Annotated in this window: 26 protein-coding genes; 14 read left to right on the top strand and 12 right to left on the bottom strand. The window is 69.5% G+C overall.

Annotation, left to right across the window (positions count from 1 at the left end):
- Window positions 1-4 precede the first annotated feature (4 nt).
- The 7 genes from VHD82_RS27400 to VHD82_RS27370 all read right to left on the bottom strand — a co-directional run bounded on the left by VHD82_RS27400 (window position 5) and on the right by VHD82_RS27370 (window position 4,434).
- Complete coding sequence (locus VHD82_RS27400; protein WP_325710089.1) at window positions 5-142, bottom strand: hypothetical protein; 138 nt, start codon at window positions 140-142, stop codon at window positions 5-7.
- Between the two features lie 194 nt (window positions 143-336).
- On the bottom strand, window positions 337-492 hold the full coding sequence (locus VHD82_RS27395; RefSeq protein WP_325710086.1) for a TetR family transcriptional regulator: 156 nt from the start codon (window positions 490-492) through the stop codon (window positions 337-339).
- A 28-nt stretch (window positions 493-520) separates the two neighbouring features.
- Complete coding sequence (locus VHD82_RS27390; protein WP_325710083.1) at window positions 521-1,309, bottom strand: IclR family transcriptional regulator; 789 nt, start codon at window positions 1,307-1,309, stop codon at window positions 521-523.
- Window positions 1,310-1,323: 14 nt separating this feature from the next.
- Complete coding sequence (locus VHD82_RS27385) at window positions 1,324-2,262, bottom strand: PDR/VanB family oxidoreductase (protein WP_325710080.1); 939 nt, start codon at window positions 2,260-2,262, stop codon at window positions 1,324-1,326.
- A complete protein-coding gene (locus tag VHD82_RS27380) occupies window positions 2,259-2,423 on the bottom strand; it encodes a hypothetical protein (protein ID WP_325710077.1) in 165 nt (54 codons plus the stop codon). Before VHD82_RS27380 ends, VHD82_RS27385 begins: the two co-directional genes overlap by 4 nt.
- Window positions 2,420-3,448 carry an aromatic ring-hydroxylating dioxygenase subunit alpha gene (locus VHD82_RS27375; RefSeq protein WP_325710074.1) on the bottom strand — a complete coding sequence of 343 codons (1,029 nt, stop codon included), beginning with the start codon at window positions 3,446-3,448 and terminating at the stop codon, window positions 2,420-2,422. The genes VHD82_RS27380 and VHD82_RS27375 overlap by 4 nt, the downstream gene beginning before the upstream one ends.
- A 143-nt stretch (window positions 3,449-3,591) precedes the next feature.
- Entirely contained in the window at window positions 3,592-4,434 is an 843-nt protein-coding gene (locus tag VHD82_RS27370) for a formate/nitrite transporter family protein (protein WP_325710071.1), read from the bottom strand.
- A gap of 570 nt (window positions 4,435-5,004) precedes the next feature.
- Here VHD82_RS27370 and VHD82_RS27365 point away from each other — a divergent pair.
- The 7 genes from VHD82_RS27365 (at window position 5,005) to VHD82_RS27335 (ending at window position 12,368) form a co-directional block, all read left to right on the top strand.
- A complete protein-coding gene (locus tag VHD82_RS27365) occupies window positions 5,005-7,503 on the top strand; it encodes an MFS transporter (RefSeq protein ID WP_325710417.1) in 2,499 nt (832 codons plus the stop codon).
- Window positions 7,500-8,279: an MSCRAMM family protein gene (locus tag VHD82_RS27360; protein WP_325710069.1), complete on the top strand. Its 780-nt coding sequence runs from the start codon at window positions 7,500-7,502 to the stop codon at window positions 8,277-8,279. The genes VHD82_RS27365 and VHD82_RS27360 overlap by 4 nt, the downstream gene beginning before the upstream one ends.
- 215 nt (window positions 8,280-8,494) lie before the next feature.
- Entirely contained in the window at window positions 8,495-9,712 is a 1,218-nt protein-coding gene (locus VHD82_RS27355; RefSeq protein ID WP_325710067.1) for an ATP-binding protein, read from the top strand.
- Window positions 9,709-10,152, top strand: a complete 444-nt coding sequence (locus tag VHD82_RS27350) for a roadblock/LC7 domain-containing protein (RefSeq protein WP_325710064.1) — start codon at window positions 9,709-9,711, stop codon at window positions 10,150-10,152. Before VHD82_RS27355 ends, VHD82_RS27350 begins: the two co-directional genes overlap by 4 nt.
- Before the next feature lie 21 nt (window positions 10,153-10,173).
- Window positions 10,174-10,554 (top strand): DUF742 domain-containing protein, encoded by a 381-nt coding sequence (locus VHD82_RS27345; RefSeq protein ID WP_325710061.1) that lies wholly within the window; start codon window positions 10,174-10,176, stop codon window positions 10,552-10,554.
- Entirely contained in the window at window positions 10,529-11,143 is a 615-nt protein-coding gene (locus VHD82_RS27340) for a GTP-binding protein (protein ID WP_325710058.1), read from the top strand. Before VHD82_RS27345 ends, VHD82_RS27340 begins: the two co-directional genes overlap by 26 nt.
- On the top strand, window positions 11,136-12,368 hold the full coding sequence (locus tag VHD82_RS27335; protein WP_325710055.1) for a styrene monooxygenase/indole monooxygenase family protein: 1,233 nt from the start codon (window positions 11,136-11,138) through the stop codon (window positions 12,366-12,368). The genes VHD82_RS27340 and VHD82_RS27335 overlap by 8 nt, the downstream gene beginning before the upstream one ends.
- A 422-nt stretch (window positions 12,369-12,790) precedes the next feature.
- Here VHD82_RS27335 and VHD82_RS27330 read toward each other — a convergent pair whose 3' ends face one another.
- Complete coding sequence (locus tag VHD82_RS27330; protein WP_325710052.1) at window positions 12,791-13,120, bottom strand: YnfA family protein; 330 nt, start codon at window positions 13,118-13,120, stop codon at window positions 12,791-12,793.
- 115 nt (window positions 13,121-13,235) lie between these two features.
- On the opposite strand from VHD82_RS27330, the gene VHD82_RS27325 reads away from it, so the two are divergent.
- The 5 genes from VHD82_RS27325 (at window position 13,236) to VHD82_RS27305 (ending at window position 17,357) form a co-directional block, all read left to right on the top strand.
- Window positions 13,236-14,438: a S1C family serine protease gene (locus VHD82_RS27325; RefSeq protein ID WP_325710049.1), complete on the top strand. Its 1,203-nt coding sequence runs from the start codon at window positions 13,236-13,238 to the stop codon at window positions 14,436-14,438.
- A gap of 75 nt (window positions 14,439-14,513) precedes the next feature.
- Window positions 14,514-15,629 carry an exo-alpha-sialidase gene (locus VHD82_RS27320; RefSeq protein WP_325710045.1) on the top strand — a complete coding sequence of 372 codons (1,116 nt, stop codon included), beginning with the start codon at window positions 14,514-14,516 and terminating at the stop codon, window positions 15,627-15,629.
- Window positions 15,626-15,922, top strand: coding sequence for a MoaD/ThiS family protein (locus VHD82_RS27315; RefSeq protein WP_325710042.1), 297 nt, complete (start codon window positions 15,626-15,628; stop codon window positions 15,920-15,922). Before VHD82_RS27320 ends, VHD82_RS27315 begins: the two co-directional genes overlap by 4 nt.
- A gap of 169 nt (window positions 15,923-16,091) precedes the next feature.
- On the top strand, window positions 16,092-16,301 hold the full coding sequence (locus VHD82_RS27310) for a hypothetical protein (RefSeq protein ID WP_325710039.1): 210 nt from the start codon (window positions 16,092-16,094) through the stop codon (window positions 16,299-16,301).
- Between the two features lie 102 nt (window positions 16,302-16,403).
- On the top strand, window positions 16,404-17,357 hold the full coding sequence (locus tag VHD82_RS27305) for an NAD(P)H-binding protein (protein ID WP_325710036.1): 954 nt from the start codon (window positions 16,404-16,406) through the stop codon (window positions 17,355-17,357).
- Window positions 17,358-17,375: 18 nt separating this feature from the next.
- Here the strand turns inward: VHD82_RS27305 and VHD82_RS27300 are convergent, their stop codons facing one another.
- Window positions 17,376-18,401, bottom strand: a complete 1,026-nt coding sequence (locus VHD82_RS27300; RefSeq protein ID WP_325710033.1) for a hypothetical protein — start codon at window positions 18,399-18,401, stop codon at window positions 17,376-17,378.
- A 41-nt stretch (window positions 18,402-18,442) separates the two neighbouring features.
- Between VHD82_RS27300 and VHD82_RS27295 the strand changes: the two genes are divergently transcribed.
- Both VHD82_RS27295 and VHD82_RS27290 read left to right on the top strand, forming a co-directional pair.
- On the top strand, window positions 18,443-19,024 hold the full coding sequence (locus VHD82_RS27295) for a helix-turn-helix domain-containing protein (RefSeq protein WP_325710030.1): 582 nt from the start codon (window positions 18,443-18,445) through the stop codon (window positions 19,022-19,024).
- 88 nt (window positions 19,025-19,112) lie between these two features.
- Window positions 19,113-19,601: a carbonic anhydrase gene (locus tag VHD82_RS27290; RefSeq protein WP_325710027.1), complete on the top strand. Its 489-nt coding sequence runs from the start codon at window positions 19,113-19,115 to the stop codon at window positions 19,599-19,601.
- Window positions 19,602-19,604: 3 nt separating this feature from the next.
- Here the strand turns inward: VHD82_RS27290 and VHD82_RS27285 are convergent, their stop codons facing one another.
- From VHD82_RS27285 to VHD82_RS27275, 3 genes are read right to left on the bottom strand one after another with little or no spacing between them, the layout of a single operon-like run.
- Complete coding sequence (locus VHD82_RS27285; protein WP_325710024.1) at window positions 19,605-20,783, bottom strand: ROK family transcriptional regulator; 1,179 nt, start codon at window positions 20,781-20,783, stop codon at window positions 19,605-19,607.
- A gap of 52 nt (window positions 20,784-20,835) precedes the next feature.
- Window positions 20,836-22,260 carry an ABC transporter permease subunit gene (locus VHD82_RS27280; protein ID WP_325710021.1) on the bottom strand — a complete coding sequence of 475 codons (1,425 nt, stop codon included), beginning with the start codon at window positions 22,258-22,260 and terminating at the stop codon, window positions 20,836-20,838.
- A gap of 13 nt (window positions 22,261-22,273) precedes the next feature.
- Window positions 22,274-23,047: an ATP-binding cassette domain-containing protein gene (locus VHD82_RS27275; RefSeq protein ID WP_325710018.1), complete on the bottom strand. Its 774-nt coding sequence runs from the start codon at window positions 23,045-23,047 to the stop codon at window positions 22,274-22,276.
- Window positions 23,048-23,108: the final 61 nt, after the last annotated feature.

Raw genomic sequence — 23,108 nt, 5'->3', positions numbered from 1 at the left:
GAGATCAGCCCGGGACTGTCGCGAGCAGCGCGCGCGTTTCCACGACGACGCGGTCCTGGAACGCGGGGCCGCCGACCAGCTTCGAGCCGAGCATCGGCCGGCCCCGCTCGTCGCAGTAGACACCGTCGCACCGGGGTCGCACACAACGGGCACCGCGTGCCCGCGCGGCGGCCGATACCCGAGGCCGGGCCGGTGATGACGTACGCCCTGCGTGGTGCGATCCCGACTCGGTCATCTCCTTGATTGTCTGTCTGGTCACTGACTTATCGGGTCAGAAAAAGGCCCGCGACCGTGGCCATCGCCCCATGAGTCGCGGCGCGGGTCTCCTGAGTGATGTCATCGGAGACGCTCCGCCGAAATCCCGGCCAGCGAGGCGGTGACCATCCCTGTTTTCAACTCGAGGTACAGCTGGTCGAAGAGTTCGGCCGTCGTCGCGAAGTAGGTGAAGAGCGAGCCGTTCGAGATGCCGGCTGCGCGCGCGATGAGCGCCATCAGCCTAGGTAAATGAGCGACTGGTCAGTCAACCGTGCACCGGTGTCAGTGCGCGGGCGATGCCGCGGGCGGCTGTCCGCACCAGCTGCGCCAGCGCCGCCGGTTGCGCGCCATCCGCGTGCGCGACAAGGGAAAGCGCGGCGAGCACGGTGCCGTCGGGGCCGGTGATCGGCGCGGCGACGGAGACACTGCCGACGGTGACCTGCCCGTCGCTGACCGCGTACCCGGTGCGGCGCACCGAGGCGAGCACCTCGCGCAGCCGGACCGGGTCGGTGATGGTCCGGTCGGTGTAGGCGCGCAACGGCGAACCGAGGATCTCCTCCTGTACCTCGGCCGGCGCATGCGCGAGCAGCACGAGGCCAACGCCGGTGGCGTGCAACGCGAAGCGGCCGCCGACCCGGGTCAGCACCGGGATCGCCCGCCTGCCGGTGATCCGCTCGACGAACACCAGCTCGAGCCCTTCGCGCACGGCGAGCTGCACGTTCTCGTGGGTCACCTCGTACAGGTCCTCGAGGAACGGCATGGCCGCCTCGCGCAGGACCAGCCCGCGGGGAGCGAGCGAGGCGACCTCCCACAGCCGCAGGCCGATCCGGTACCGGCCGTCCTGGCCACGCTCCAGCGCACCCCATTCGGCGAGCTCGGCGGCCCGGCGGTGCGCGGTGGACAGCGAGATCCCGGCCCGGCGCGCCAGCTCGGAGAGGGTCAGTTCGGGACAGGCCGGGCTGAAGGCGTCGAGCAGCGCCAGCACCTTGCTGGTGACCGACCGGCCCTGGACCGCGCGGTCGTCGTCGACGTGCACTGCGACCTCCACCTTCATGGTGCCACTCGGTGCTAGAGATCGAGCACGAGACGGCCCGCGGCGCAGCGGGAGACACAGATCATCATCGTATCGTTCGCCGCGCGTTCCTCGTCGGTGAGCAGCGAGTCGCGGTGCTCCGGCACGCCTTCGAGCACCGATGTCTCGCAGGTGCCGCACGTGCCCTCCCGGCATGACGAGAGCACCGTGACCCCGGCGTCCTCGATCGCCTGGAGGATCGACATGTTCTCCGGCACTTTCACCACTCGCCCGGACTGCGCCAGCTCCACTTCGAACGACCCGTTCGGTGCGGCGGACTCCTTGGGCGAGAACCGTTCCACGTGCAGCGCGCCCGGCGGCCACGCGCCGCACCGCTCCTCGACGGCGGCCAGCAACGGTTCCGGCCCGCAGCAGTAGACCGCGGTGTCCGTGCGTGGCTCGGCGAGCAGGCCGTCCAGATCCAGCAACCCCATCTCGTCCTGCGGCCACACGCTCACGCGATCGCCGTACGCCGTGCACAGCTCTTCGCGGAACGCCATCGACGCCCGGGTGCGCCCGCCGTACACCAGTCGCCAGTCCGCGCCGCGCGCCTCGGCCGCGGCGAGCATCGGCACGATCGGGGTGATCCCGATGCCGCCCGCGATGAACAGGTACCGCCGCGCCTCGGCGAGCGCGAAATGGTTACGGGGCCCGCGAATCCGCAGCCGGTCGCCCTCGGAAAGCTCGTCGTGCACGTACCGTGAACCGCCACGGCCGTGCTGCTCCCGGAGCACAGCCACCGTCAACGCCGAGCGGTCCGCCGGATCGCCGCAGAGCGAGTACTGGCGCACGAGGTCCGGCCGCGGCACGAGATCCACGTGCGCCCCCGGCTCCCACGCCGGCAACGGTGCGCCGGAGGGATCCCGCAGCGTCAGCCGCACGACACCCTCGGCGAGAATCTCCTTGCGTGCCACCAGAAGATCGAGCTCGGTCATGCCACACCGTGCCCGTCGGGATGGGCCAGCAGCCACTCCCACAGCTCCACCGGATCCTCCGACTCGTGCCGTGCGCCGCAGTGGCACACGCCGATGAGCAGGTCGGTGCCCAGTTTCCAGTGGATGCGGTACACCGTTTCGCCGTTCAGCATGGCGGTCATCGCGCCGCGGCCAGCTTCTTCAGGATCCGGCGCGCGGCGAGGCCACCGGTGTCGATGTTGACCGACAGCTCCTGGTAGCCCTCCGGCTCCTGCTGGATCACCTGCTCCAGCAGGTCCAGCGCCACCACGTCCTGCAGCACCACGGTGCGGTTGTTCTCCGCCAGGAACGCCGAGACCTCCTCGTCGTCGAGGGCGAAATCCCTTGCCACGGCCCAGAAGTCGTGCGTGCTGTGCTCGGTCTCCGGAGTGATCGCGTAGACCACCTCGACGTGGCAGGCGTCCGGGTCGGTGCCGTCCGCGCGGGGCAGCACACCGGCCGGCGCGATGCGGCTGTGCAGCAGGTACAGGCACGGCGGCCGGTACTCGATGTCCTGCCACCTCGTGATCCGCCCGTCGATACCGGTGGACTTGGCGTAGAACGGCGGGCAGGCCGCGTCGTCCATGTGCCTGCTGACGTAGATGATCCCGCGTTCCTCGTCCACCTCGGTGGTGATCGGCGTTTCGGCCACCTCCGGCGTGCCGATGTAGCCGCCGTGCAGGTAGGTCTCGTGTGACAGGTCCAGCAGGTTGTCCACCAGCAGCTCGTATCGCGCCTTCAGCGGCTCCATCCCGGACACCGTGGTGTAGCCGGGATCGGCGAGCCACGGCGCGCGCGGGACCGGTGTTTCTGCGGCTAGGTCACGGTCCCCGATCCACACCCAGACGAAGGAGTCCTGCTCCACCACGGGATACGAAGGCACCCGCGCCGTCCGCGGGATCCGGCTCTGCCCTGGCACGGATACGCAGCTGCCTGCCTGGTCGTAGGTGAAACCGTGGTAGCCGCAGACGATCCGGTCCCCGTCGAGCCTGCTTTCCGAGAGCGGGAAACGCCGGTGCACGCAGCGGTCGGCCAGGGCCACCACCTCGCCCGCGACGGTCCGGTAGAAGACAAGGGGCTCGCCCAGAATGGTTCTCGCGAACAGCTCCCGGCCGATCTCCCGGCCGTAGGCGGCCACGTACCACTGGTCCCGCGCGAACGAAGTCATCCGCCGCTCCTTTGCGTGTAGATGTGCCTGCCGCACACCATCACCGCCGGACGGGCCGTGGGACTACCGACGTTTTCACTGGCTGAAAGCGGAAAACCCCGGCCTCGGCGCGGGAGAGGCCAGGGTTTTCCGTGCGAGTGGGCTCAGACCTTCGCGAGCTCACCCTCGTCCACGGTGGCGGGGTTGACCGGCTGGGGCTTGCGGCCGAGGAAGCCGTAGGCGGCACCGACCAGCAGCCCGCCACCGACCAGGTTGCCGAGCCCGACGTAGAGCAGGTTCTTGGCGAACGCGCCGATCGTCGCCCCGGGCACGCCCTCCATCATGCCGAGCGAGAACGTGGTCATGTTGGCGACGACGTGCTCGAACCCGGAGGCGATGAACGCCAGCAGGCACCAGAAGATCACCGCCAGCTTCGCCCCGTCGGACTTGGTGCGGGCGGCCATCCACACGGCGAGGCAGACCAGGAAGTTGCACAGCACGCCGCGGAAGAACAGCGTCCCGGCGGATTCGGCCGCCTTCGTCTTGACCAGGCTCGCGAGCAGCGCCGCACCCGGGGCCGCGTGCCCCGGCGTGCCGCCGATGCCCATGACGCCGCCCGCGTGCACCAGCCACGCGAACACGATGGCGCCGATCAGGTTGCCCACGAAGGAAAAGACGATGACCCCGATCCCGGCCCCGACGCCCTTGCGGCGCGCGATCATGCCCTGGATCATCGTCATCATGTTGCCGGTGGACAGCTCCGCCCCGGCGAACACCACCAGGGTCAGCGCGACCCCGAACACCAACCCCTGCACCAGTTTCGTCCACGGTGAGTTCGCGGCGTTCAACGGTCCGGTGGTGGCCAGCAGCAGCACCACGGCGACACCGATGAAGGCGCCCGCCAGCATGGAGCTGACCAGGTAACGGCCGGGGCTGCGGAGTTCCCCGATCTTCCCGGCGGCCACCCCCGCCTGTTCGTCGAGTGCTGCGGATACTGCGATAGGCACGGTTTCGTCCTCCCGGTATTTGATCCTCGTGTAGGCCGTTCGGACCATTCGAACCGGATCAAGGGACGAACTCGTGGCTGCGAGATCAGCAGCCGGTATCGGAACGCTCACGGGCCGCACCGCCGGGCGTGAATACCGGCATTTCAGGCGCCCCCGGGCAGTCTGCGCGATCGGCGAATCCCACCATACGCACCTTTTGCCCGGACCGACCCGCCCGGCGACGAAGGCCGTCAGCTCCTCGGGGCTTCCAGCGGCGCCGCCCGGGGGCCCGCGCCGGTAGAATCCGGACAATTGTCACGCACCGTGAAGATGCGATGCGAATCACGTAAGTCCATTCAGTGAGCCAAGTCGCCCCGTCGAGTGCAAATCAGTTAGCATAGGTCAACTAATTTTGCCGCTTGTAGTCAATGGTGACGTGAGCTTTCCCTGGTTGGAGTGATGGAAGTGCAGTCTGCTCTGCAGCAGACGGTCGATCCGAAGGTTCAGCATTCCCGGCACAAGCGAACCTGGTCGATCGAGGAACTCGGGCCCCGCTACAAGTGGATAGCCCTGTCGAACACCACGCTCGGCATGCTGATGGCCACGATCAACTCCTCGATCGTGCTCATCGCGCTGCCGGACATCTTCCGGGGCATCCACATCAACCCGCTCGAGTCGAGCAACACCAGCTACCTGCTGTGGATGATGATGGGCTTCCTCGTCGTCACCGCGGTGCTCGTCGTCGGCTTCGGGCGGCTCGGCGACATGTTCGGCCGGGTACGGATGTACAACCTCGGCTTCGCCGTCTTCGCGTTCTCCTCGGTACTGCTCGCGATCACCTGGATGGACGGGAGCGGCGCCGCGATCTGGCTGATCGGCTGGCGGGTCATCCAGGGCATCGGCGGCGCGTTCCTGATGGCCAACTCCAGCGCGATCCTGACCGACGCCTTCCCCGCCAAACAGCGTGGCCTCGCACTGGGCATCAACGGTGTCGCGGCGATCGCGGGCTCGTTCCTCGGGCTTGTCATCGGTGGTCTGCTCGGCCCCGTCGAATGGCGCCTGGTCTTCCTCGTCTCGGTGCCCTTCGGCGTGTTCGGCACCATCTGGGCCTACCTGAAGCTGCACGACACCAGCGAGCGGCACCACGCCAAGATGGACTGGTGGGGCAACATCACCTTCGCCGTGGGCCTCATCGCGGTACTGGTCGGCATCACCTACGGCATCCAGCCCTACGGCGGCCACACCATGGGCTGGACCAGCCCGATGGTGCTGTCCTGCCTCATCGGCGGGGTGATCGTGCTGCTGATCTTCGGGATCATCGAGACCAAGGTCGCGAACCCGCTGTTCAACCTGTCGCTGTTCAAGATCCGCGCCTACAGCTTCGGCAACGCGGCCAACCTGCTCGCCTCACTCGGCCGCGGTGGGCTGCAGTTCATGCTGATCATCTGGCTGCAGGGCATCTGGCTGCCACAGCACGGCTACAGCTTCGAACAGACACCGTTGTGGGCCGGCATCTACATGTTGCCCATGACGGTCGGCTTCCTCATCGCGGCACCGATCTCCGGCGTGGTCACCGACCGGATCGGCGGCCGTGCGCTGGCCACCTTCGGCATGATCGCGACCGCGGTCAGCTTCCTGTTGCTGGAGATCCTGCCGGTCAACTTCAACTACTGGGCGTTCGCGGCGATACTCCTGCTCAACGGCGTCGGGATGGGCCTGTTCGCCTCGCCGAACCGGGCGGACGTGATGAACAGCCTGCCCGCCAACGCACGCGGCGCCGGCGCGGGCATGACCGCGACGTTCCAGAACTCGGCGATGGTGCTGTCCATCGGGTTCTTCTTCAGCCTGATGATCGCGGGCCTGTCCGGCAGCCTGCCCGACGCGCTGAACCACGGCCTGACCGCGCACGGCGTGCCTGCCGGCGCGGCCGCCGGAATCGCCCAGCTGCCGCCGGTCGGCGTGCTGTTCGCGGCGTTCCTCGGCTACAACCCGATCCAGCAACTGCTGGGTGGGGTGCTCAACCAGCTGCCCCCCGACCAGGCCTCGTTCCTGACCGGCCGCAGCTTCTTCCCGAACCTGATCTCGCAGCCGTTCTCCGACGGGCTGACCGCGGCCTTCTGGTTCGCGATCATCGCGTGCGTGGTCGGCGCGGTCTGCTCGTGGTTCGTCGGCAAGCCCAAACCGCTCGCCGCGACCGTCCCGCACGAGACGGTCGGCTCCGAACTGGCCGCCGAATCCGGTGAGCTGGTCGACATCACGACCTCCAGTGCCATCGACGCGCCCACCGTGCGGCGGGCGGCGGTCGCGCCGGGGCGTCCCGGCGAGATCAGCGGCACCCTGCGCACCCCGGGCGGTTCCGGCGTCGCGGGCGCGGTGATCACCGTGACCGGTGCCGACGGGATGCAGGTCGGCCGCGCCAGGGCCGGCCAGGACGGAACGTACACATTGGACGGTGTCGCGCCCGGCACCTACACGCTGATCGTGACCGCGCCCGGCTTCCAGCCGGCGGCGGCTTCGGTCACCGTGAACGGGCTCGGCGCGGTCCACGACTTCGTCGTCGAAGGCGGCGGGGTCGTCGCGGGCATCGTGCGCCGGGCCGATGGTGTCCCGGTGGAAGGCACCGCGGTGCTGGCCACCGACTCCACCGGCCAGGTTGTCGGGCAGACCAGCAGCGCGCACGACGGGAAGTTCCTGCTCTCCGGGCTGCCCGCGGGCGAGGTGACCATCACCGCGCACGTGGACAACCACCAGCCGCACGCGGTCACCGTGCTCGCCGGCGCGGCCGAGCCCGCGGTGGTGGAACTGGTCGTGGCGGCGATGGGCGTGCTGCACGGCACGGTCACCGGCCCGGACGGCCAGGCGCTGGTCAACGCGACGGTGACCGTCAGCGACTCGCTGGGACAGCAGGTCGCCACCACCCTCACCGACGCGGCGGGGCACTACGAACTGCGCGATCTGGCGCCGGGCGAGTACACCGTGGTGACGAGCCTGTACGAACCCGCGGTGCGGCAGGTGGACCTCACCTCCGGCGAGTCCGCGGGCGTGGACGTCGACATGACCACCGGCGCGCGGGCGGACGCGGCGTCATGACCACCGGTATCCCACAACAGGACCACCGTGCCATCGAGATCGCCGGCCGGGTGCACGACCCGGACGGCGGTCCCGTCGCCGGCGCGGCGGTGACCCTCGTGGACGCCACCGGCCGCCAGATCGGCCGTGGCGCCACGGATTCCAGCGGTGCCTTCACCTTGCTGGCGCCCGGCCGCGGCGGCTACGTGCTGATCACCTCGGCCGCGACGTACCAGCCCGAGGCCGTCACGGTGAACGTGCTGGACGGCCCGGTGCGGATGGACGTCGCCCTGACCGGCGCGGGCGGGCTTCGCGGCGTGGTCCGCGCGGCCACCACCGGCGTGCCGATCATGGACGCGGCGGTCACGATCACCGACGTCAACGGCGACGTGGTCGGCTCCCGGCTTTCCGGCACCAGCGGCGAGTACGCGTTCACCTCGCTGCCGCCGGGGATGTACACGCTCGCCGTGAACGCGACGGGCTACCGGCCCACCGCGCTCACCGTGACGGCGGGCGAATCCGGCACCGCGCAACAGGACGTGGAACTGGCCGACGGGGCCGTGATCCACGGTTCGATCGCCGTCCCGGACGAGCCGCGGCCCGCGGTCACGGTGACCCTGCTGGACGATTCGGGCCAGCTCGTGCGGACCACCCGCGCGGATGAGAACGGGCGGTATGTCTTCCACGATCTCGACCCCGGCACTTACACCGTAGTGGCGACGAGCTACTCCCCGTCGCGACAGGTGGTGCGCATCGCGGACGGGGTGCCCACGCGGCACGACGTCCAACTGGCGTAAGCGCTTACTCTCACTGGGCGTACACTCCGGCACGCCCAGTGAGAAAGCGCTTTCCGTGTGCTATCGGTGAACTCCGGTGGCACGCGGAGTCAAGATCAGGTCACGGGCTGGACACAATGGCTGCTCTCTGATTGCATGATGCGGCCGACACGGGCGGCCGGGGAATTCGGGGGCCGGCTCCTTCGCCCGTTTGCGACGAGAAAGCTGTGGAGTAGATGGCAACGCGGGCTCGAGAACTGCTCAACCGGTCACGAGCACTGCTGGACCGCTCCCGCGAAGCGGCCGCGCAGTTCCTCAACGCACCTCCGGCGCAGATCCGGCCGCCCCTGGTGCTCGAATCGGCGCCCGCGGCCCCGGACAGCCATGAGAAGTCCTCGGACGAAACGCTGGCGGCGATCTGCGCGAACGTGGCGCTGCGTGACCTCAACCTGGTCGATTCCCTGCTCTCCCAACTGGAAGACATGGAGTCGAAGGAGGAGGACACCGACCGTCTCGCGGAGCTGTACAGCCTGGACCACCTGGTCACCCGGCTCCGGCGGAACGCCGAGAACCTCCGCGTGCTCGCCGGGCGTGACGCGAGCGAGGCGGCCGCGGACACCTCGTCGCTCGTGGACGTGGTGCGCGCCGGGATGTCCTCGATCGACCACTATTCGCGCGTCACCATCGGCCGGGTCGTCTCACTCGGGGTCGTCGGGTTCGCCGCCGAGGACCTTTCCCGGCTGCTGGCCGAACTGCTCGACAACGCGACGAAATCCTCTCCCCCCAACGCTCCTGTCCGCGTCAGCGCGCATCTGACCGAGCAGGGCAGCGTGCTGGTGCGCATCGAGGACGAGGGCATCGGGCTGCCGCCGGAGAGGCTGGCCGAGCTCAACCACCGGCTCGCCGACGCCCCGGTGCTCGACGACGACGCCGTGCGGCACATGGGCCTCGCCGTCGTGCGCCGCCTCGCCGCGCGGCACGAGATGCGCACCTGGCTGGACCGCCGTGTCCCCCACGGCACCACCGCTTCGGTGCTGCTGCCGGCCTCGCTGGTGAGCGAACTGCCGGAGGCGAACTGGTCCGGCGCGCAGACCGTGGTTTTCCCGCAGCAGAAGCCCGAACCCGCCCCGGGGTTCGTGCCCGAGGTGCCCGCCGGACGGGCCGGTGCCGGCGGGCTGCCCCGCCGCACCGCGACGGCGGAGGCCCCGCCCGCGCCGCGGCCCCGTCCGACGCCGTCCCCGCCGGCCGTCGGCGGCACCACCGCCAGCGGCCTGCCGCGCCGGGTGTCGCAGAGTTTCAAGAACCCCAACGGCAAGCCCGTGCCGCCGCCGCCGGCGCCGGACCGGAAAGCGGGCCACGACAAGCTGCTCGCCGACCTCGACGCGTTCGCCGACGGGGAGCGTGCCGCCAGAGATGACCAGCAGGACACGGATTCCACCGAAGGAAAGCAGTGACGGACGAGAACAACGGCAATCCGGCACAGGATTTCACCTGGCTGATCAACGACTTCGTCCGCAAAGTGCACGGTGTGAGCCATGCGCTGATCATGTCCTCCGACGGGTTTCCGCTGACCGCGTCGGACGCCATGAGCACCACCGAAGCCGAACAGCTCGCCGCGATCGCCAGCGGCCTGCTCAGCCTCGCCGGCAACAGCGCGAGCCTGTTCGACAAGGGCAGCTGTGAGCAGATCATCATCCGGCTCTCGCACGGATACTTCCTGTTCATGGGCATCGACAGCGGCGCCGGGCTGGCGGTGCTGACCGGTCCGGAATGCGACATGAAGGTCGTCGCCTACGAGATGACGCAGTTCGTCACCCACGCCGGGCACGCGCTGACCCCCGAGACCCGCGCGGACCTGCGCCGCGTGCTCACCGCCCGCCGCCCGCTCGGCTAGCCGGACAAGGAAGTGATCACGATGTCTGAGGATCCGGGGCGGGGACAACCGGTGAAAAAGCCGCGCAGCAGGAGAATCCGGCCGTACACCCTCACCGGCGGCCGCACCAGGGGACGCCACCAGCTGCTGGTGGAAACCCTGATCTCGGTGCCGCGCTACGACCCGGCGCTGTCGGACAAGCTCATGCCGGAGTCCAGGGCGCTCTACGAACGCGCTCGCTCGCAGGTCTCGCTCGCCGAGCTGTCGTCGATGCTGTCCATCCCGCTGGGCGTCGTGCGTGTCCTCGTCAGCGACCTGGCCGCGCAGGGCGCGGTGTTCATCCACCCCACGGCGCACGCTTATCACCACGACCGGAACGTGCTCGAGAGGATCCTCAATGGACTCAAGCAGCTCCCCGTCTGATCCCGGCCTGCTCACGATCTCGGCCAAGATCGTGGTGGCGGGTGGCTTCGGGGTCGGCAAGACGACGCTGGTCGGGTCGGTATCGGAGGTTCCCCCGCTCAACACCGAGGCCTGGATGACCGAGGCCAGTGTCGGGACCGACGACCTGCCGCCGGACGGCACCAAGACCACCACCACGGTCGCGATGGACTTCGGCCGCATCTCGCTGTACCCGGATCTCATGCTGTACCTGTTCGGCACGCCGGGGCAGGCGCGGTTCTGGTTCCTGTGGGACGACCTCTCGCGCGGGGCGCTGGGCGCGATCGTGCTGGTCGACACGCGACGGCTGGACCAGTCCTTCGCGGCGATCAACTATTTCGAGAACGACTCGGACCTGCCGTTCATCGTGGCGGTCAACCTGTTCGACGGGGAGCTGGCCCACGATCTGGAGGAGGTCCGCGAGGCGCTCGCGCTGCGCGCGGACGTCCCGCTGATCACCGTGGACGCCCGCGACGGCGCCTCGACCAGTGCAGCGCTGCAGGAACTGGTCTCCTACACCCTGTCCTTGGCTGAAGTTTCGGAATCGGGGAAGGTTCGCGCGCATGCGTAAGATCCTGATCGTCGGTGCGGGCCAGTCCGGCCTCCAGCTCGCCCTGACTTTGCGGGAACACGACTACGACGTCACGCTGATGTCGGCGCGCACCCCGGACGAGCTTCGCGCCGGGTATGTCACCTCGACACAGTGCATGTTCCACGACGCGCTGACCATCGAGCGCAAGCACGGGCTGAACCTGTGGGACGACGTCGCGCCCGCGATCACGCACCAGGGCCTGAGCCTCGGTGACGAGAACGGCAACCGGCTGCTGAACTGGCGCGGGCTGTGGGAGCTCGGGCCGGCGCAGTCGGTGGACCAGCGGGTGAAGATGTCGGCCTGGCTGGAACTGCTGGAGGAGCGCGGCGGCAAGGTGATCATCCACGGGGTGACCACGGCCGACCTGAACTCGCTGGCGAGCATGTACGACCTGGTGATCGTCGCCGCGGGCAAGGGCGAACTGGTGCAGCTGTTCGACCGCGACCCGTCGCGCTCGCCGTTCACCAAGCCGCAGCGGCATCTCGCGGTGTGTTACGTCGACGGGCTCGTGCCGCGCTCGGAGTTCCCCGGCTCGGTGAACGTGTGGCTCGACGTGCTGCCCGGGATCGGCGAGCTCATCCACATGCCCGGCTACACGCTGACCGGCCCGAGCGACATCCTGTACCTTTCGGCGGTTCCCGGTGGCCCGCTGGACCAGTTCCGCGACCGCCCGCAGCCGGAGGAACAGCTGGCGCGGCACAAGGAACTGTTCCGCAAGTTCGCGCCGTGGGAGTACGAACGCTTCCACGACGCCCAGCTGACCGACCGGCGCGGCGTGCTCACCGGTGGCTACCCGCCGGTGGTGCGGCATCCGGTCGGAGAGCTGCCTTCGGGCATGTTCGTACTCGGCATGGCCGACGTGGTGGTGGCCAACGACCCGGTGACGGGCCAGGGCGCCAACAACGCGGCCAAGTGCGCGGAGTCCTATTTGGACTCGATTCTGGCGCACGGGGACAAGCCGTTCGACCGCGAGTGGATGCAGGGCGCGTTCGACAAGTACTGGGAGTACGCGCAGCACGTCGTGAAGCTGACCAACACGATGCTGCTGCCGCCGCCGGAGAACATCCAGCAGATCCTCGGGGTGGCGCAGACCAACGAGAAGGTGGCCAACCGCTTCGCCGGCGGCTTCAACAACCCGCCGGACATGGCGGAATGGTTCTTCGAGCCGGAGAAGACCGAGGCTTATCTGGCCAGCGTCTCGTAGCGCAGGGGCGGGCCGCCCCAGAGTTGGGTTTCATCCCGTCGCCTGCGACCCCGAAATCACTTTGCCCTGGGCCCGCACCCTGCGCCGGAACCGCCGCCCGAAAGACCAAAGCGTGCGGGCCCAGGGAAAAGTGATACTCCTGGAAGCAGGCGACGGGATGAAACCCGGCTCCCCACCCAGCCACGCTGGAACCGTCGGCCGAGCTACGGACCCCCCTTCATCCTGGAGCCAGCCCGCCCGGCGAGGGCAATCTCTTGATCTTTTCCCCTCACCCTGCGACAGCAACGGCCGCGCGCAGAGCGCGCTCTGTGGCCCGGGCGGGTGGTTGCCGTCGCGTTTGCTCGGTGACGGTTGCGCGGGTGGTTGCCGTCGCGTTGCTCGGTGGCGGTTGCGCGGGTGCTGGTGTGCACGTGGTGTATGCGTCAGCGCGGGGCATACATGATCACCGCTACACCGGCCAGGCAGATCAGCGCACCGATGACGTCGAAGCGGTCCGGGCGGTAGCCGTCGGCCACCATGCCCCACGCGAGCGATCCGGCGACGAACACGCCGCCATAGGCGGCCAGGATCCGGCCGAACTGTGCGTCCGGTTGCAGGGTGGCGACGAAACCGTACAACCCGAGTGCGATGAGCCCGCCGCCGATCCACACCCAGCCGCGGTGTTCTCGCACCCCCTGCCACACCAGCCACGCGCCGCCGATCTCCAGCAGGGCGGCGAGCAGGAACAAACCGGCCGAACGTAGCAGGGTCATCCGTCCATTGTGGTCACGCCGTCGTCCGGGAGCCGAGGTGGGCCCGGCCCGGTTTCTCAGCTGTTTCACGGATACGGCGCAGGCAGTTCTCAGCAGGCGCGCGTTCACTGGTGTCATGAGCTACTACCCGCCCCTGCCTCCGCGACCGCCGCAGCGCAGGCAACCAGGCCCGTTGCGGAGCCTGGGCTTGGCGCTGGGCGCGGTCGCCCTCGCCGCGCTGATCGGTGTCGGTTTCCTGGTCGCCGGGGTCGGCCAGTCGAACTCGAACTCGCTGAGCCTGTCCCCCGGCGGCTCCTCCTCCTCATCCCAGACCTCCAACCAGGGGCAGACCCAGTCCCTGGACGCCGGCGCGGTCGCGCAGAAGGTCGATCCGGGGCTGGTGGACATCAACACCACGCTCGGCTACCAGCAGGCGCAGGCGGCGGGCACCGGCATGGTGCTCACCTCGACCGGCGAGGTGCTCACCAACAACCACGTCGTCGAAGGGGCCACCTCCATCTCGGTGACCGACATCGGCAACGGCAAGACCTACCAGGCGTCGGTCGTGGGCTACGACCGGTCCGAGGACGTCGCGGTGCTGCAGCTGCAGAACGCGTCCGGCCTGGCCACGATCACCACTGGCGACTCGTCGAAGGTGGCCACCGGGGACGCGATCGTCGGCATCGGCAACGCCGGGGGCACGGGCGGCACGCCCAGTGTCGCGGCGGGCACGGTGACCGCGCTGAACCAGTCGATCACCGCCAGCGACGAATCCAGCGGCAGCTCCGAACAGCTCGAAGGGCTCATCCAGGTCAACGCCAACATCCAGTCCGGTGACTCGGGCGGCGCGCTGGCCGACCGCAATGGCCAGGTCATCGGGATGAACACCGCCGCGTCCACCGGCTACCAGTTCGGCCGCCGCGGCGGGCAGAGCGGCACCGGCGGGACCGGGTTCGCGATCCCGATCAACCAGGCGCTGACCATCGCCAAGCAGATCGCGGCCGGGACCGGTTCCGACACCGTCCACATCGGATCGTCGGCGTTCCTCGGGGTGTCGGTCGCCGACGCGCAGGAAGCCGGCCCGGACAGCGGCGACACCCAAGGTAGCGGCGGCGCGCTGATCCAGCAGACGGTCAGCGGCGGCCCGGCGGACCAGGCGGGGCTCGCGGCGGGCGACACCCTGATCGGCGTCAACGGCAAGACCGTGGACTCGGCGACCGGGCTGACCACGGTGATGGACTCCCTGCACCCGAACGACAAGGTCACCCTGACCTGGGTCGACCGGACCGGACAGCAGCAGAGCGCCTCGGTGACGCTCGCCGAAGGCCCGGTGGGCTGAGGCCCGGCCGCTCTTGCGCGGACGCGCGGCGGGAGCAAGGCTTGCGGCCCGGGGCATCGAACCGAGGAGCAAGCCATGACCGGTGTACGGGTGCTGGTCGGCACGCGCAAAGGCGCTTTCGTGCTGACAGCCGATGGAACTCGACGGCAATGGGACGTCAGCGGCCCGCATTTCGCCGGCTGGGAGGTCTACCACCTGGCCGGCTCCCCCGCGCAGGAGGACAGGTTGTTCGCCGCGCAGTCCACCGCCTGGTTCGGCCAGCTCATCCAGCGTTCCGACGACGGCGGCCGGACGTGGGAACCGGTGGGCAACAAGTTCGAGTACGAGGGCACCCCGGGTACCCACCAGTGGTACGACGGGACCCCGCACCCGTGGGAGTTCGCCAGGGTGTGGCATCTCGAGCCCTCCCCCACCGACCCCGACCTGGTCTACGCCGGGGTCGAGGACGCGGCGCTGTTCCGCTCGGCCGACGGCGGGCTGAGCTGGCAGGAGCTGCCCGGTCTCCGCACCCACCGGTCGGGCCCGTCGTGGCAACCGGGCGCGGGCGGGATGTGCCTGCACACCATCAAGCTGGATCCGCGCGACGAGTCCCGGATGTACGCGGCGATCTCCGCGGCCGGGGTCTTCCGCAGCGAAGACAAGGGCGAGAGCTGGCGGCCGATCAACCACGGGCTGAGGTCCGAGGGCATCCCGGACCCGGACGCGGAGGTCGGGCACTGCGTGCACCGGCTCGCCCAGCACCCCGCCCGGCCGGACGTGCTGTTCATGCAGAAACACTGGGACGTCATGCGCAGCGACGACGCCGGGGACAACTGGCACGAGATCAGTGGCGACCTGCCGACGGACTTCGGGTTCGCCATCGACGTGCACGCGCACGAGCCGGACACGGTGTACGTGGTGCCGATCAAGAGCGACTCCGAGCACTTCCCGCCCGAAGGCAGGCTGCGCGTGTACCGAAGCCGCAGCGGCGGGGGCGAATGGGAGGCGCTGACCCGTGGCCTCCCGCAGGAACACTGCTACGTCAACGTGCTGCGGGACGCGATGGCCGTGGACTCGCTCGACTCGTGCGGGGTGTACTTCGGCACGACGGGCGGGCAGGTCTACGCCTCCCGCGACGCCGGGGACAGCTGGGATCCGATCGTGCGGGACCTGCCGACGGTGCTGTCGGTCGAGGTCCAGACCTTGTCATGATCCGGGTGGTGCTGCCGGCACATCTGCGCAAGCTGGCCGGGGTGCACGGTGAGGTGGAACTGGAGCTGACGGGCGTGGTCACGCAGCGCGCCGTCCTGGACTCGCTCGAGGCCCGGTTCCCGGTGCTGCGCGGCACGATCCGTGACCAGAACACCCTGCGCCGCCGCCCGTTCGTGCGGTTCTTCGCCTGTGAGGAGGACCTTTCGCACGACGCTCCGGATACGCCACTGCCGGCGGAAGTCGTCCTCGGCAAGGAACCGTTCCTGGTGATCGGGGCGATGGCGGGCGGCTGACCAGGGCAGCGGCCTCGGGAGGCGCATCACGCTACGGCTGCCGCCGACACGCCGGGGCCGGAACCGACGCGGCCCTCACGCGGAAAACGTAGTGTTGGCTCGTCCGGTCCGCCTGCCGGCGGATCTGGCGTAAGTTGGATGTCGATGCGGCGTCTCTACCCCGACACCGATGTCAGGACGCCGAAAGGTCGTGATCTTCATGACGGAGAACATCTCGGAACAGGCCCCGCAGACCTGGGACACGTTGCTGGCGCAGTACCGGCACAGCGCGGTCGAAGTCCTCACCCAGCATCTGCGTACAGGCACCCGCTGTCAGGCATGTGGCCAGCCGTGGCCATGCCGGGCCGCGTGCGCCGCCGAGGCCGCGCTCGAACTCTGATCAGGCGTCCGCAAAGGACCGTGCCGGCGCGGGACGTCCGGACATGTGCGCGAGATTTTCGGCCATGTGCGGGGCCCGCGCCCGGCCGTAGCGTCAATTTTCATGAGCAGCAAGATCGCCGTGTACGGCGCGAGCGGTTTCACCGGGGGCCTGGTGACCGCCGAACTCCACCGAAGGGGCCTTTCCCCGATCCTGATCGGCCGTGACAGGGCGCGGCTGACCGAGTCCGCCCCACCCGGCGCCGAGATCCGCGTCGCCGGCCTCGACGAACCACACGCGCTCGCCGCCGCGTTCCGGGGCCTCGACGTGGTGATCAACTGTGTCGCGCCGTTCACCGTCTGGGGCGAGCGGGTACTGCGAGGGGCGATCTCGGCCGGCGCGACCTACCTCGACACCAACGGTGAACAGGATTATCTCGCAAGGATTTTCGCCGGCTACGGCGAAGCCCCCACGACGATCGTGCCGATGGTCAACGACGGTGGTTTCCTCGCCGACCTGCTCGCCGGCCTCACCGCGGACGGGCCGGTGGACGAACTCCGCCTGGTGCACGAGACCACCGGCTCCGCCCTGTCCCGGGGCAGCGGCCGCACGGCGCTGGCGAACCTCGACAGCTTCACCGGCGGCGGCCTCGTCTACGTCGACGGCACGTGGCGGAGGGATGTGCCGCGGGAGGATCCGCCCGGGCTGACCCGGTTCGCGATGCCCGAGATCATCACCGTGCCGCGCCATGTGCGAGCCCGGCGCGTCGAGGCGTTCGGGAAAAGCGCGCTGCTGCGACGGTTCACCGCCGTGACCCCGGAGATCGTGGAGACCCTGCCCGAAACCCGTTCCGAGGAGGCGCGCCGGTCGGTCCACTTCGGACTGACCGTGGACGCCGACGGCCGCCGCGGCACGATCACCGGCACCGACACCTACGGCACGACCGCTCAGGTGGCCGCCGAGGTCGCCATCCGGGTGGCCGGAAACGGCGCCCCCGCAGGGGTTTTGACTCCGTGGCAGGCCGTGGAGCCGCGGGACCTGCTCGATTCGCTCGACGTTTCCTGGGCCGTCGGGTAGGAACGGAGGGCGGGTTCACTACGTGGACGAGGTGCGTTCGTTCTTCCGGCTGGTGCGCCGAGCGAACTCCGCGAACACCGCCTTCGGCTCCCAGCGCATGTCCGGATACGTTGTGCCGTAAGCGTTTTCCAGCACAGCGACCAGGCCGTACGCGGACAGGTCGAGATCCCGTTCGGGGTCTTCGCGGCGGGGCAGCTCGAAACCGGCGAAGCTGAACCAGAACGCGGAATCGACGCCCTCGGCCTCGAACACGTCGAGCAGCTCCCGCAGATAGGTGACCTGCTCCTGCTCGTCCCGCTGGTACTCCCCCGTCACGCGGGTGCGCCGCTCGTCCACGATCAGCCAGCCCGAGCCGCCGCGCTCGGCCGCGCCACGGTAGGTGCAGCAGCCGAACTCGGTGACGGCGACCGGCTTGCCGAACCGGCGGTACGCACGGACCTGCTCGGCGAAGTTCCCGGCGTTCGCCGCATCGCGGTAGGCGTCGATGGAGACGAGGTCGAACAGCTCCCAGTCCACGTCCTCCCACATCCCGGCCGCGTACGTGATCCGGCCGGGGAACACCTTCCGCGCGGCTTCGGCGATTTCCCGCTGCGTGGCCTTGAACTTCGCCAGGCCCGCGGCCAGCTCGGCGAAGGTGGCGGGATCGGACCACGCCGCCGGGCCGGACATCGTCGCCACCCGGCCCGCGAGCCCGTCGCCAGGCACGAAACCGTTGCAGAACAAGGAGATCTCGCACCCCAGCACCAGCACCGGGTCGCCCGGCAGCGCCGCCGCGCGACGGGCGGCCTCGGTCAGGAACGCGACCAGCTCGTCCGGTTCGAGCCCGTGCACCACCGGGGCGAACCACACCTCCAGGCCGGCGGCGAGCCGGGCGGCGGCACTGAGCCGGTCCAGATCGCTGCCCGAGATCCGCACCGCCGTGGCCCCCAGGTCGCGGGCGATGATCTCCAGTTCGCGCCGGGCCACGTCCTCGTCGAACGACCGCCGGGTGCTGCGACCTTCGAAGACCAGACCGGTGTCGTAGTTGACGCCGAGATTACACATGCCGGCCACCTTAGCAAAAACATACCGAGTATGTTTTTTTTATGGGCCGGCGCGAGGACAAGAAGGCGGAGCTGCGTGACCGCATCTCCGACGTGGCCACCGAACTGTTCCTGGAGCGCGGTTTCGACGCCGTGACCGTCACGCAGGTGGCCGAGGCCGCGGAGGTCGCGCGGCCGACCGTGTTCGCGCACTTCCCGCGGAAAGAGGACCTGCTCTTCGACCGCTACCCGCAGGCGATCGGCCTGCTGACCGGCGCGATCGAAAACCGCACCGAAGGCACGTCGGCGGTGCTGGCGTTGCGCGATCTGCTGGTGGGGCTCAGCAGGCAGGGGCATCCGCTCGCGGCGATACGCCCGGAGTTCGTGCCGTTCTGGCGGCTGGTCGCCGGTTCACGACCGCTGCTGGCCTACGTGCGCGAGCTCTTCGAAGCCGCCGAGGCCGAGGTCGCCGCCGCGATGAAACGCACCGGCGTGCGCGACGCAGAGCTGACCGCCGCGCTGGCGCTGGCCGCGTACCGCACAGTGCACCTGGCCTCGATCCGGAAAGTCCTCAATGGACAGAAGGCCACCGGCCACGAGGCGGCGATCCGCCGGGTGCTCGGCGCCGTCGCCGCGCTCGGCTGAGCCGGTTCAGCATCTGGACCTGGTTGCGCATACCTGCCGACGGCGGTCCACTCGCGTCCGGACAGCTCAACCGAAACGAGGGATGACAATGTCCGTCACCGACGAACTGCTCGAGAACAACGCCCGCTACGCCGAGAGCTTCACCGGCCCGCTGCCGCTGCCGCCCGCCAAGCACGTGGCCGTCGTCGCCTGCATGGACGCGCGGATCAACGTGTACGGCGCGCTCGGCCTGCACGAGGGCGAAGCCCACGTGATCCGCAACGCCGGCGGGGTGATCACCGAGGACGAGATCCGGTCGCTCGCGATCAGCCAGCGCCTGCTCGGCACCGAGGAGATCATCCTGATCCACCACACCGACTGCGGCATGCTGACCTTCACCGACGACGGGTTCAAGAAATCCATCGAAGACGAGGTCGGCATCCGGCCCGCGTGGGCGGCCGAGGCCTTCACCGAGCCGGAAGCCGATGTGCGGCAGTCGATCGCGCGGATCAAGGCCAGCCCGTTCGTGCCGCGCAAGGATTCCGTGCGGGGCTTCGTGTTCGACGTGGCGACCGGGCGGCTCAACGAAGTGAAGTAACGCTCACCAGTCGGAAAGCACCGTCTCGAAGGCGAGCTCGGCGGCGCCGAGCAGTTTGGCGTCCGAACCCAGCGCGGACGTCACCACCCTGGTGCCGCCGAGCGCGCGGCTGACCAGGCTGCGTTCCCGCACCACCTGCTCCACCCGCGCGACCAGCGGGGCGGGCAGCGCGGTGAACAGGTCGCCGAGCACCACCAGCTGCGGGCACAGCAGGTTCACCACGTTGCCCAGCCCGAGCGTCAGCCACTCGGTGAACTCGTCCAAGCGCGACAACGCTTCCGGGCCTTTCGCGCTCAGCGCCCGCAGCTCCGCGACTATGGCGCCGACCGGCGAGTCCTCGTCGATACCGAGCGCGCGACACAGCGCCCGCTCCCCGACCTCGGTCTCCCAGCAGCCCTGCGCCCCGCAGTAGCAGCGCTTCCCGCCGGGCCGCACCACCATGTGGCCGACTTCGCCGATGTGGTGCCCGCCCGCGCCGCGCAGCGACAGCCCGTTGGAGATGACGCCACCACCGACGCCCACGTCCGCGCTGATGTAGACGACGTCCTCCGCGCGACGAGCGGCGCCGCGCAGATGTTCGGCCACCGCGCCGAGTTCGGCGTCGTTGCCCATGTGCACCGGCAGCTTCAGGGTGCGTGAGAGCCACGCGCCCAGTGGCACGTCGGCCCAGTGCAGGTTCGGCGCTTCGTGCACGAAACCGTCGGAATGCCGCACCACGCCGGGCACCGAGACACCGATGGCGACCGGCGCGGCCTCCTGCTCGGCGATCAGCGGCCCGAAGTAGTCCGCGATCTTGGTGAACACCTCGACCGGTTCCCGGTTCCCGTCGCGGACCTTCCAGCTGTCGCGGGCCAGGATCTGGCCGCCGATCCCGACCAGCGCCATGGAGGCCCGCTCGACCCGGATGTCGATCGCCAGCACCACCGCCGCCTGCGGCTGCGGCAGCACCAGCAGGGACGGGCGGCCCGCGCCGCTGCGCTGCGCGGGCACCCGTTCCTCGACCACCCCGTCCTCGGCCAGCCCGTCCACCAGCGCCTTGATGGTGCTGCGGTTGAGGCCGAGCGCGGTGGCCAGGCTGGCCCTCGTGGAGGGACCGTCGATGTGCAGCCTGCGCAGCAGTGCCGCACGGTTGTGGCGACGGACGTCGTCCGGGCGTGTCCCGGCGGTGGGTGTGCTCGTCACCTCGTCTTCCCTGCTGCTGTACCGGCGTGGCCTCCGGTGGTGCGCACGCCCGTCAGCGTGCCGCCGCGGCGCGCCTGCGGGACAGGGCGTCGACGGCAGCCGCTACCAGCAGGACCAGTCCGGTGGTGATGTTCACTGTATCGGCCTGGTATCCGAGCAGTCCGAGACCATTCTGGACGGTCGCCAGCACGAGCCCGCCGATGACGGCGTCGCGCAGCCGGCCCCGGCCGCCGAACAGCGAAGTACCACCGATGACGGCGGCACCGACCGCGAACAGCAGGGTGTTGCCGTTGCCCGCGTTGCCGTCCACCGACCCGACCTTCGAGCTGTAGACGATGGCGCCGATCGCCGCGACCGAGGAGCAGATGACGAACACGCTCATCCGGATCTTGTCGACCTTGACCCCGGCCCGCCGCGCGGCCTCCTTGTTGCCGCCGACCGCGTAGACGTGCCTGCCGTAGCGGGTGCGGTCGAGCACGAAGGTGCCCACGACGAGCAGCACCAGGATGATCGGGATGACGTACGGGATGCCCTCGATGGTCGTCAGGTTCGGGTTGGGCGAACGGTTGACGCACAGCAGATACGTCGCCACGGCGCCGAGTACGACCACCGCGGCGACCTTGACCGTGATGAGTGTGGTCGGCTGGGCCACGAGCCCGTGCCGCAGCCGCGAGAAGTGCCGGAACAGCACCACCCCGGCGTAACCGCCGCCGGCGAGGACGAACATGATCCAGCTGCCCACGATGTTGAGGTTGCCGTTGGCGACATCGAAAAGCACCTGGCTGTCCCGGATCGGGATCGTGCCGCCCTGGCCGACCAGCGCCAGCACCACCCCGTACCACGCGATGAACAACGCCAGCGTCACGACGAAGGCCGGGATGCCGATCTTGGCCACCAGCGCGCCGGTCAGGCTGCCGATGACCGCGCCGATGCAGACCGCCAGCAGCATCTCGATCCACGGGTTGGCCGGGATGCCGAGCAGGAAGATCAGGATCATGCCCGCCGAGAGCGCGGCGCCGATCCAGATCCGCATCCACACGCACAGCGCCACCGCGACGGCCGCGCCGATGACGAACCCGTAGAACAGCGGGCTGCCCAGCTGACCGAGCAGGTTTCCGTTCTGGGTGAAGTGCAGTGCCATCACCGAGGCGCACACGCCCGAGGCGGTGCCGGCCGACAGGTCGATCTCGCCGAGCAGGAGCACCGGCACGATGCCCATCGCGATGATCGTCTGGCCGCCGCCCTGCGCGAACAGGTTGGCGATGTTGTTCAGCGTCAGGAAGGAGTCCGACAGCCCGGTGAACACGAGCACCAGCACCAGCAGGCCGAGCAGCGCGGGCACCGCGCCCAGCTCGCCGCCGCGCAGCCGCCGGAAGTAGTCGCCGATCGCCTCGGACGAGCTCCGGGACGTGGTGTCGATGCCGAAGTCGGTGATCGCCGCGTCCGGATCGGAAGGCTTGATGGGAGTCTCAGTCATTTCTCTTCCTCGCCTAAACGGCCGCGACTTCGGGGCGGGCCAGTCCGAGATCGCCGGAGCGGCCCGCGGTGATCAGCTCGACCACCTGGCTGTTGGTGACGTCCTTGGCCGCGACGTCGGCGGCCATCCGGCCGAGGTAGAGCACCGCGATCCGGTCCGCGACTTCGAACACGTCGTTCATGTTGTGGCTGATCAGCACGACGCCGAGGCCCTGCTCGGCGAGCCGGCGCACCAGGTCGAGCACCTGGCGGGTCTGCGCGACGCCCAGCGCCGCGGTCGGCTCGTCGAGGAGCACGACCTTGCTCTCCCACAGCACCGCCTTCGCGATGGCCACGGTCTGCCGCTGCCCGCCCGAAAGCGCGGCGACGGGGGTGCGCACGGATTTCACGGTGCGCACGGACAGGGACGCGAGCGTCTTGCGCGCCGCGAGTTCCATCGAGGCCTCGTCGAGCAGTCCGGAACTGGTCCGCTCGCGGCCGAGGAACATGTTCTGCACGATGTCCAGGTTGTCGGCCAGCGCGAGGTCCTGGTAGACGACCTCGATGCCCAGCGCGGCCGCTTCACGCGGGTTGTGGATGTGCACGGGTTCGCCGTTGAACAGCACTTCGCCGCTGTCCGAGCCGTGGATGCCGGCGATGCACTTGACGAGCGTGGACTTGCCCGCGCCGTTGTCGCCGACGAGCGCGGTCACCTCCCCCGCGCGCACCTGCAGGTCCACGTCGTGCAGGACGTGCACCGGGCCGAAACTCTTGTTCACACCGCGCAGTTCGAGGATCGGCTCGTTCACCGCGGTACCTCCACATCGTCGGGGTGCACCCGTCGCGCCGAAGTGCCGGGGGGCGGCACTT

Origin of the sequence: Amycolatopsis sp. (genome assembly GCF_035546795.1) — a bacterium.
In the GTDB taxonomy this organism is placed as follows: Bacteria; Actinomycetota; Actinomycetes; order Mycobacteriales; family Pseudonocardiaceae; genus Amycolatopsis_E.
This window is presented reverse-complemented; position numbering and strand designations above follow the sequence as displayed.

Coding starts and splice junctions, on each gene's coding strand:
- VHD82_RS27360 (WP_325710069.1), top strand. CDS start 7,500: ATGACCACCGGTATCCCACAACAGGACCACCGTGCCATCGAGATCGCC.
- VHD82_RS27335 (WP_325710055.1), top strand. CDS start 11,136: ATGCGTAAGATCCTGATCGTCGGTGCGGGCCAGTCCGGCCTCCAGCTC.
- VHD82_RS27340 (WP_325710058.1), top strand. CDS start 10,529: ATGGACTCAAGCAGCTCCCCGTCTGATCCCGGCCTGCTCACGATCTCG.
- VHD82_RS27375 (WP_325710074.1), bottom strand. CDS start 3,448: ATGACTTCGTTCGCGCGGGACCAGTGGTACGTGGCCGCCTACGGCCGG.
- VHD82_RS27320 (WP_325710045.1), top strand. CDS start 14,514: ATGACCGGTGTACGGGTGCTGGTCGGCACGCGCAAAGGCGCTTTCGTG.
- VHD82_RS27365 (WP_325710417.1), top strand. CDS start 5,005: ATGCTGATGGCCACGATCAACTCCTCGATCGTGCTCATCGCGCTGCCG.
- VHD82_RS27330 (WP_325710052.1), bottom strand. CDS start 13,120: ATGACCCTGCTACGTTCGGCCGGTTTGTTCCTGCTCGCCGCCCTGCTG.
- VHD82_RS27290 (WP_325710027.1), top strand. CDS start 19,113: ATGTCCGTCACCGACGAACTGCTCGAGAACAACGCCCGCTACGCCGAG.
- VHD82_RS27315 (WP_325710042.1), top strand. CDS start 15,626: ATGATCCGGGTGGTGCTGCCGGCACATCTGCGCAAGCTGGCCGGGGTG.
- VHD82_RS27310 (WP_325710039.1), top strand. CDS start 16,092: ATGTCAGGACGCCGAAAGGTCGTGATCTTCATGACGGAGAACATCTCG.
- VHD82_RS27380 (WP_325710077.1), bottom strand. CDS start 2,423: ATGACCGCCATGCTGAACGGCGAAACGGTGTACCGCATCCACTGGAAA.
- VHD82_RS27300 (WP_325710033.1), bottom strand. CDS start 18,401: ATGTGTAATCTCGGCGTCAACTACGACACCGGTCTGGTCTTCGAAGGT.
- VHD82_RS27355 (WP_325710067.1), top strand. CDS start 8,495: ATGGCAACGCGGGCTCGAGAACTGCTCAACCGGTCACGAGCACTGCTG.
- VHD82_RS27295 (WP_325710030.1), top strand. CDS start 18,443: ATGGGCCGGCGCGAGGACAAGAAGGCGGAGCTGCGTGACCGCATCTCC.
- VHD82_RS27395 (WP_325710086.1), bottom strand. CDS start 492: ATGGCGCTCATCGCGCGCGCAGCCGGCATCTCGAACGGCTCGCTCTTC.
- VHD82_RS27325 (WP_325710049.1), top strand. CDS start 13,236: ATGAGCTACTACCCGCCCCTGCCTCCGCGACCGCCGCAGCGCAGGCAA.
- VHD82_RS27385 (WP_325710080.1), bottom strand. CDS start 2,262: ATGACCGAGCTCGATCTTCTGGTGGCACGCAAGGAGATTCTCGCCGAG.
- VHD82_RS27345 (WP_325710061.1), top strand. CDS start 10,174: ATGTCTGAGGATCCGGGGCGGGGACAACCGGTGAAAAAGCCGCGCAGC.
- VHD82_RS27280 (WP_325710021.1), bottom strand. CDS start 22,260: ATGACTGAGACTCCCATCAAGCCTTCCGATCCGGACGCGGCGATCACC.
- VHD82_RS27305 (WP_325710036.1), top strand. CDS start 16,404: ATGAGCAGCAAGATCGCCGTGTACGGCGCGAGCGGTTTCACCGGGGGC.
- VHD82_RS27390 (WP_325710083.1), bottom strand. CDS start 1,309: ATGAAGGTGGAGGTCGCAGTGCACGTCGACGACGACCGCGCGGTCCAG.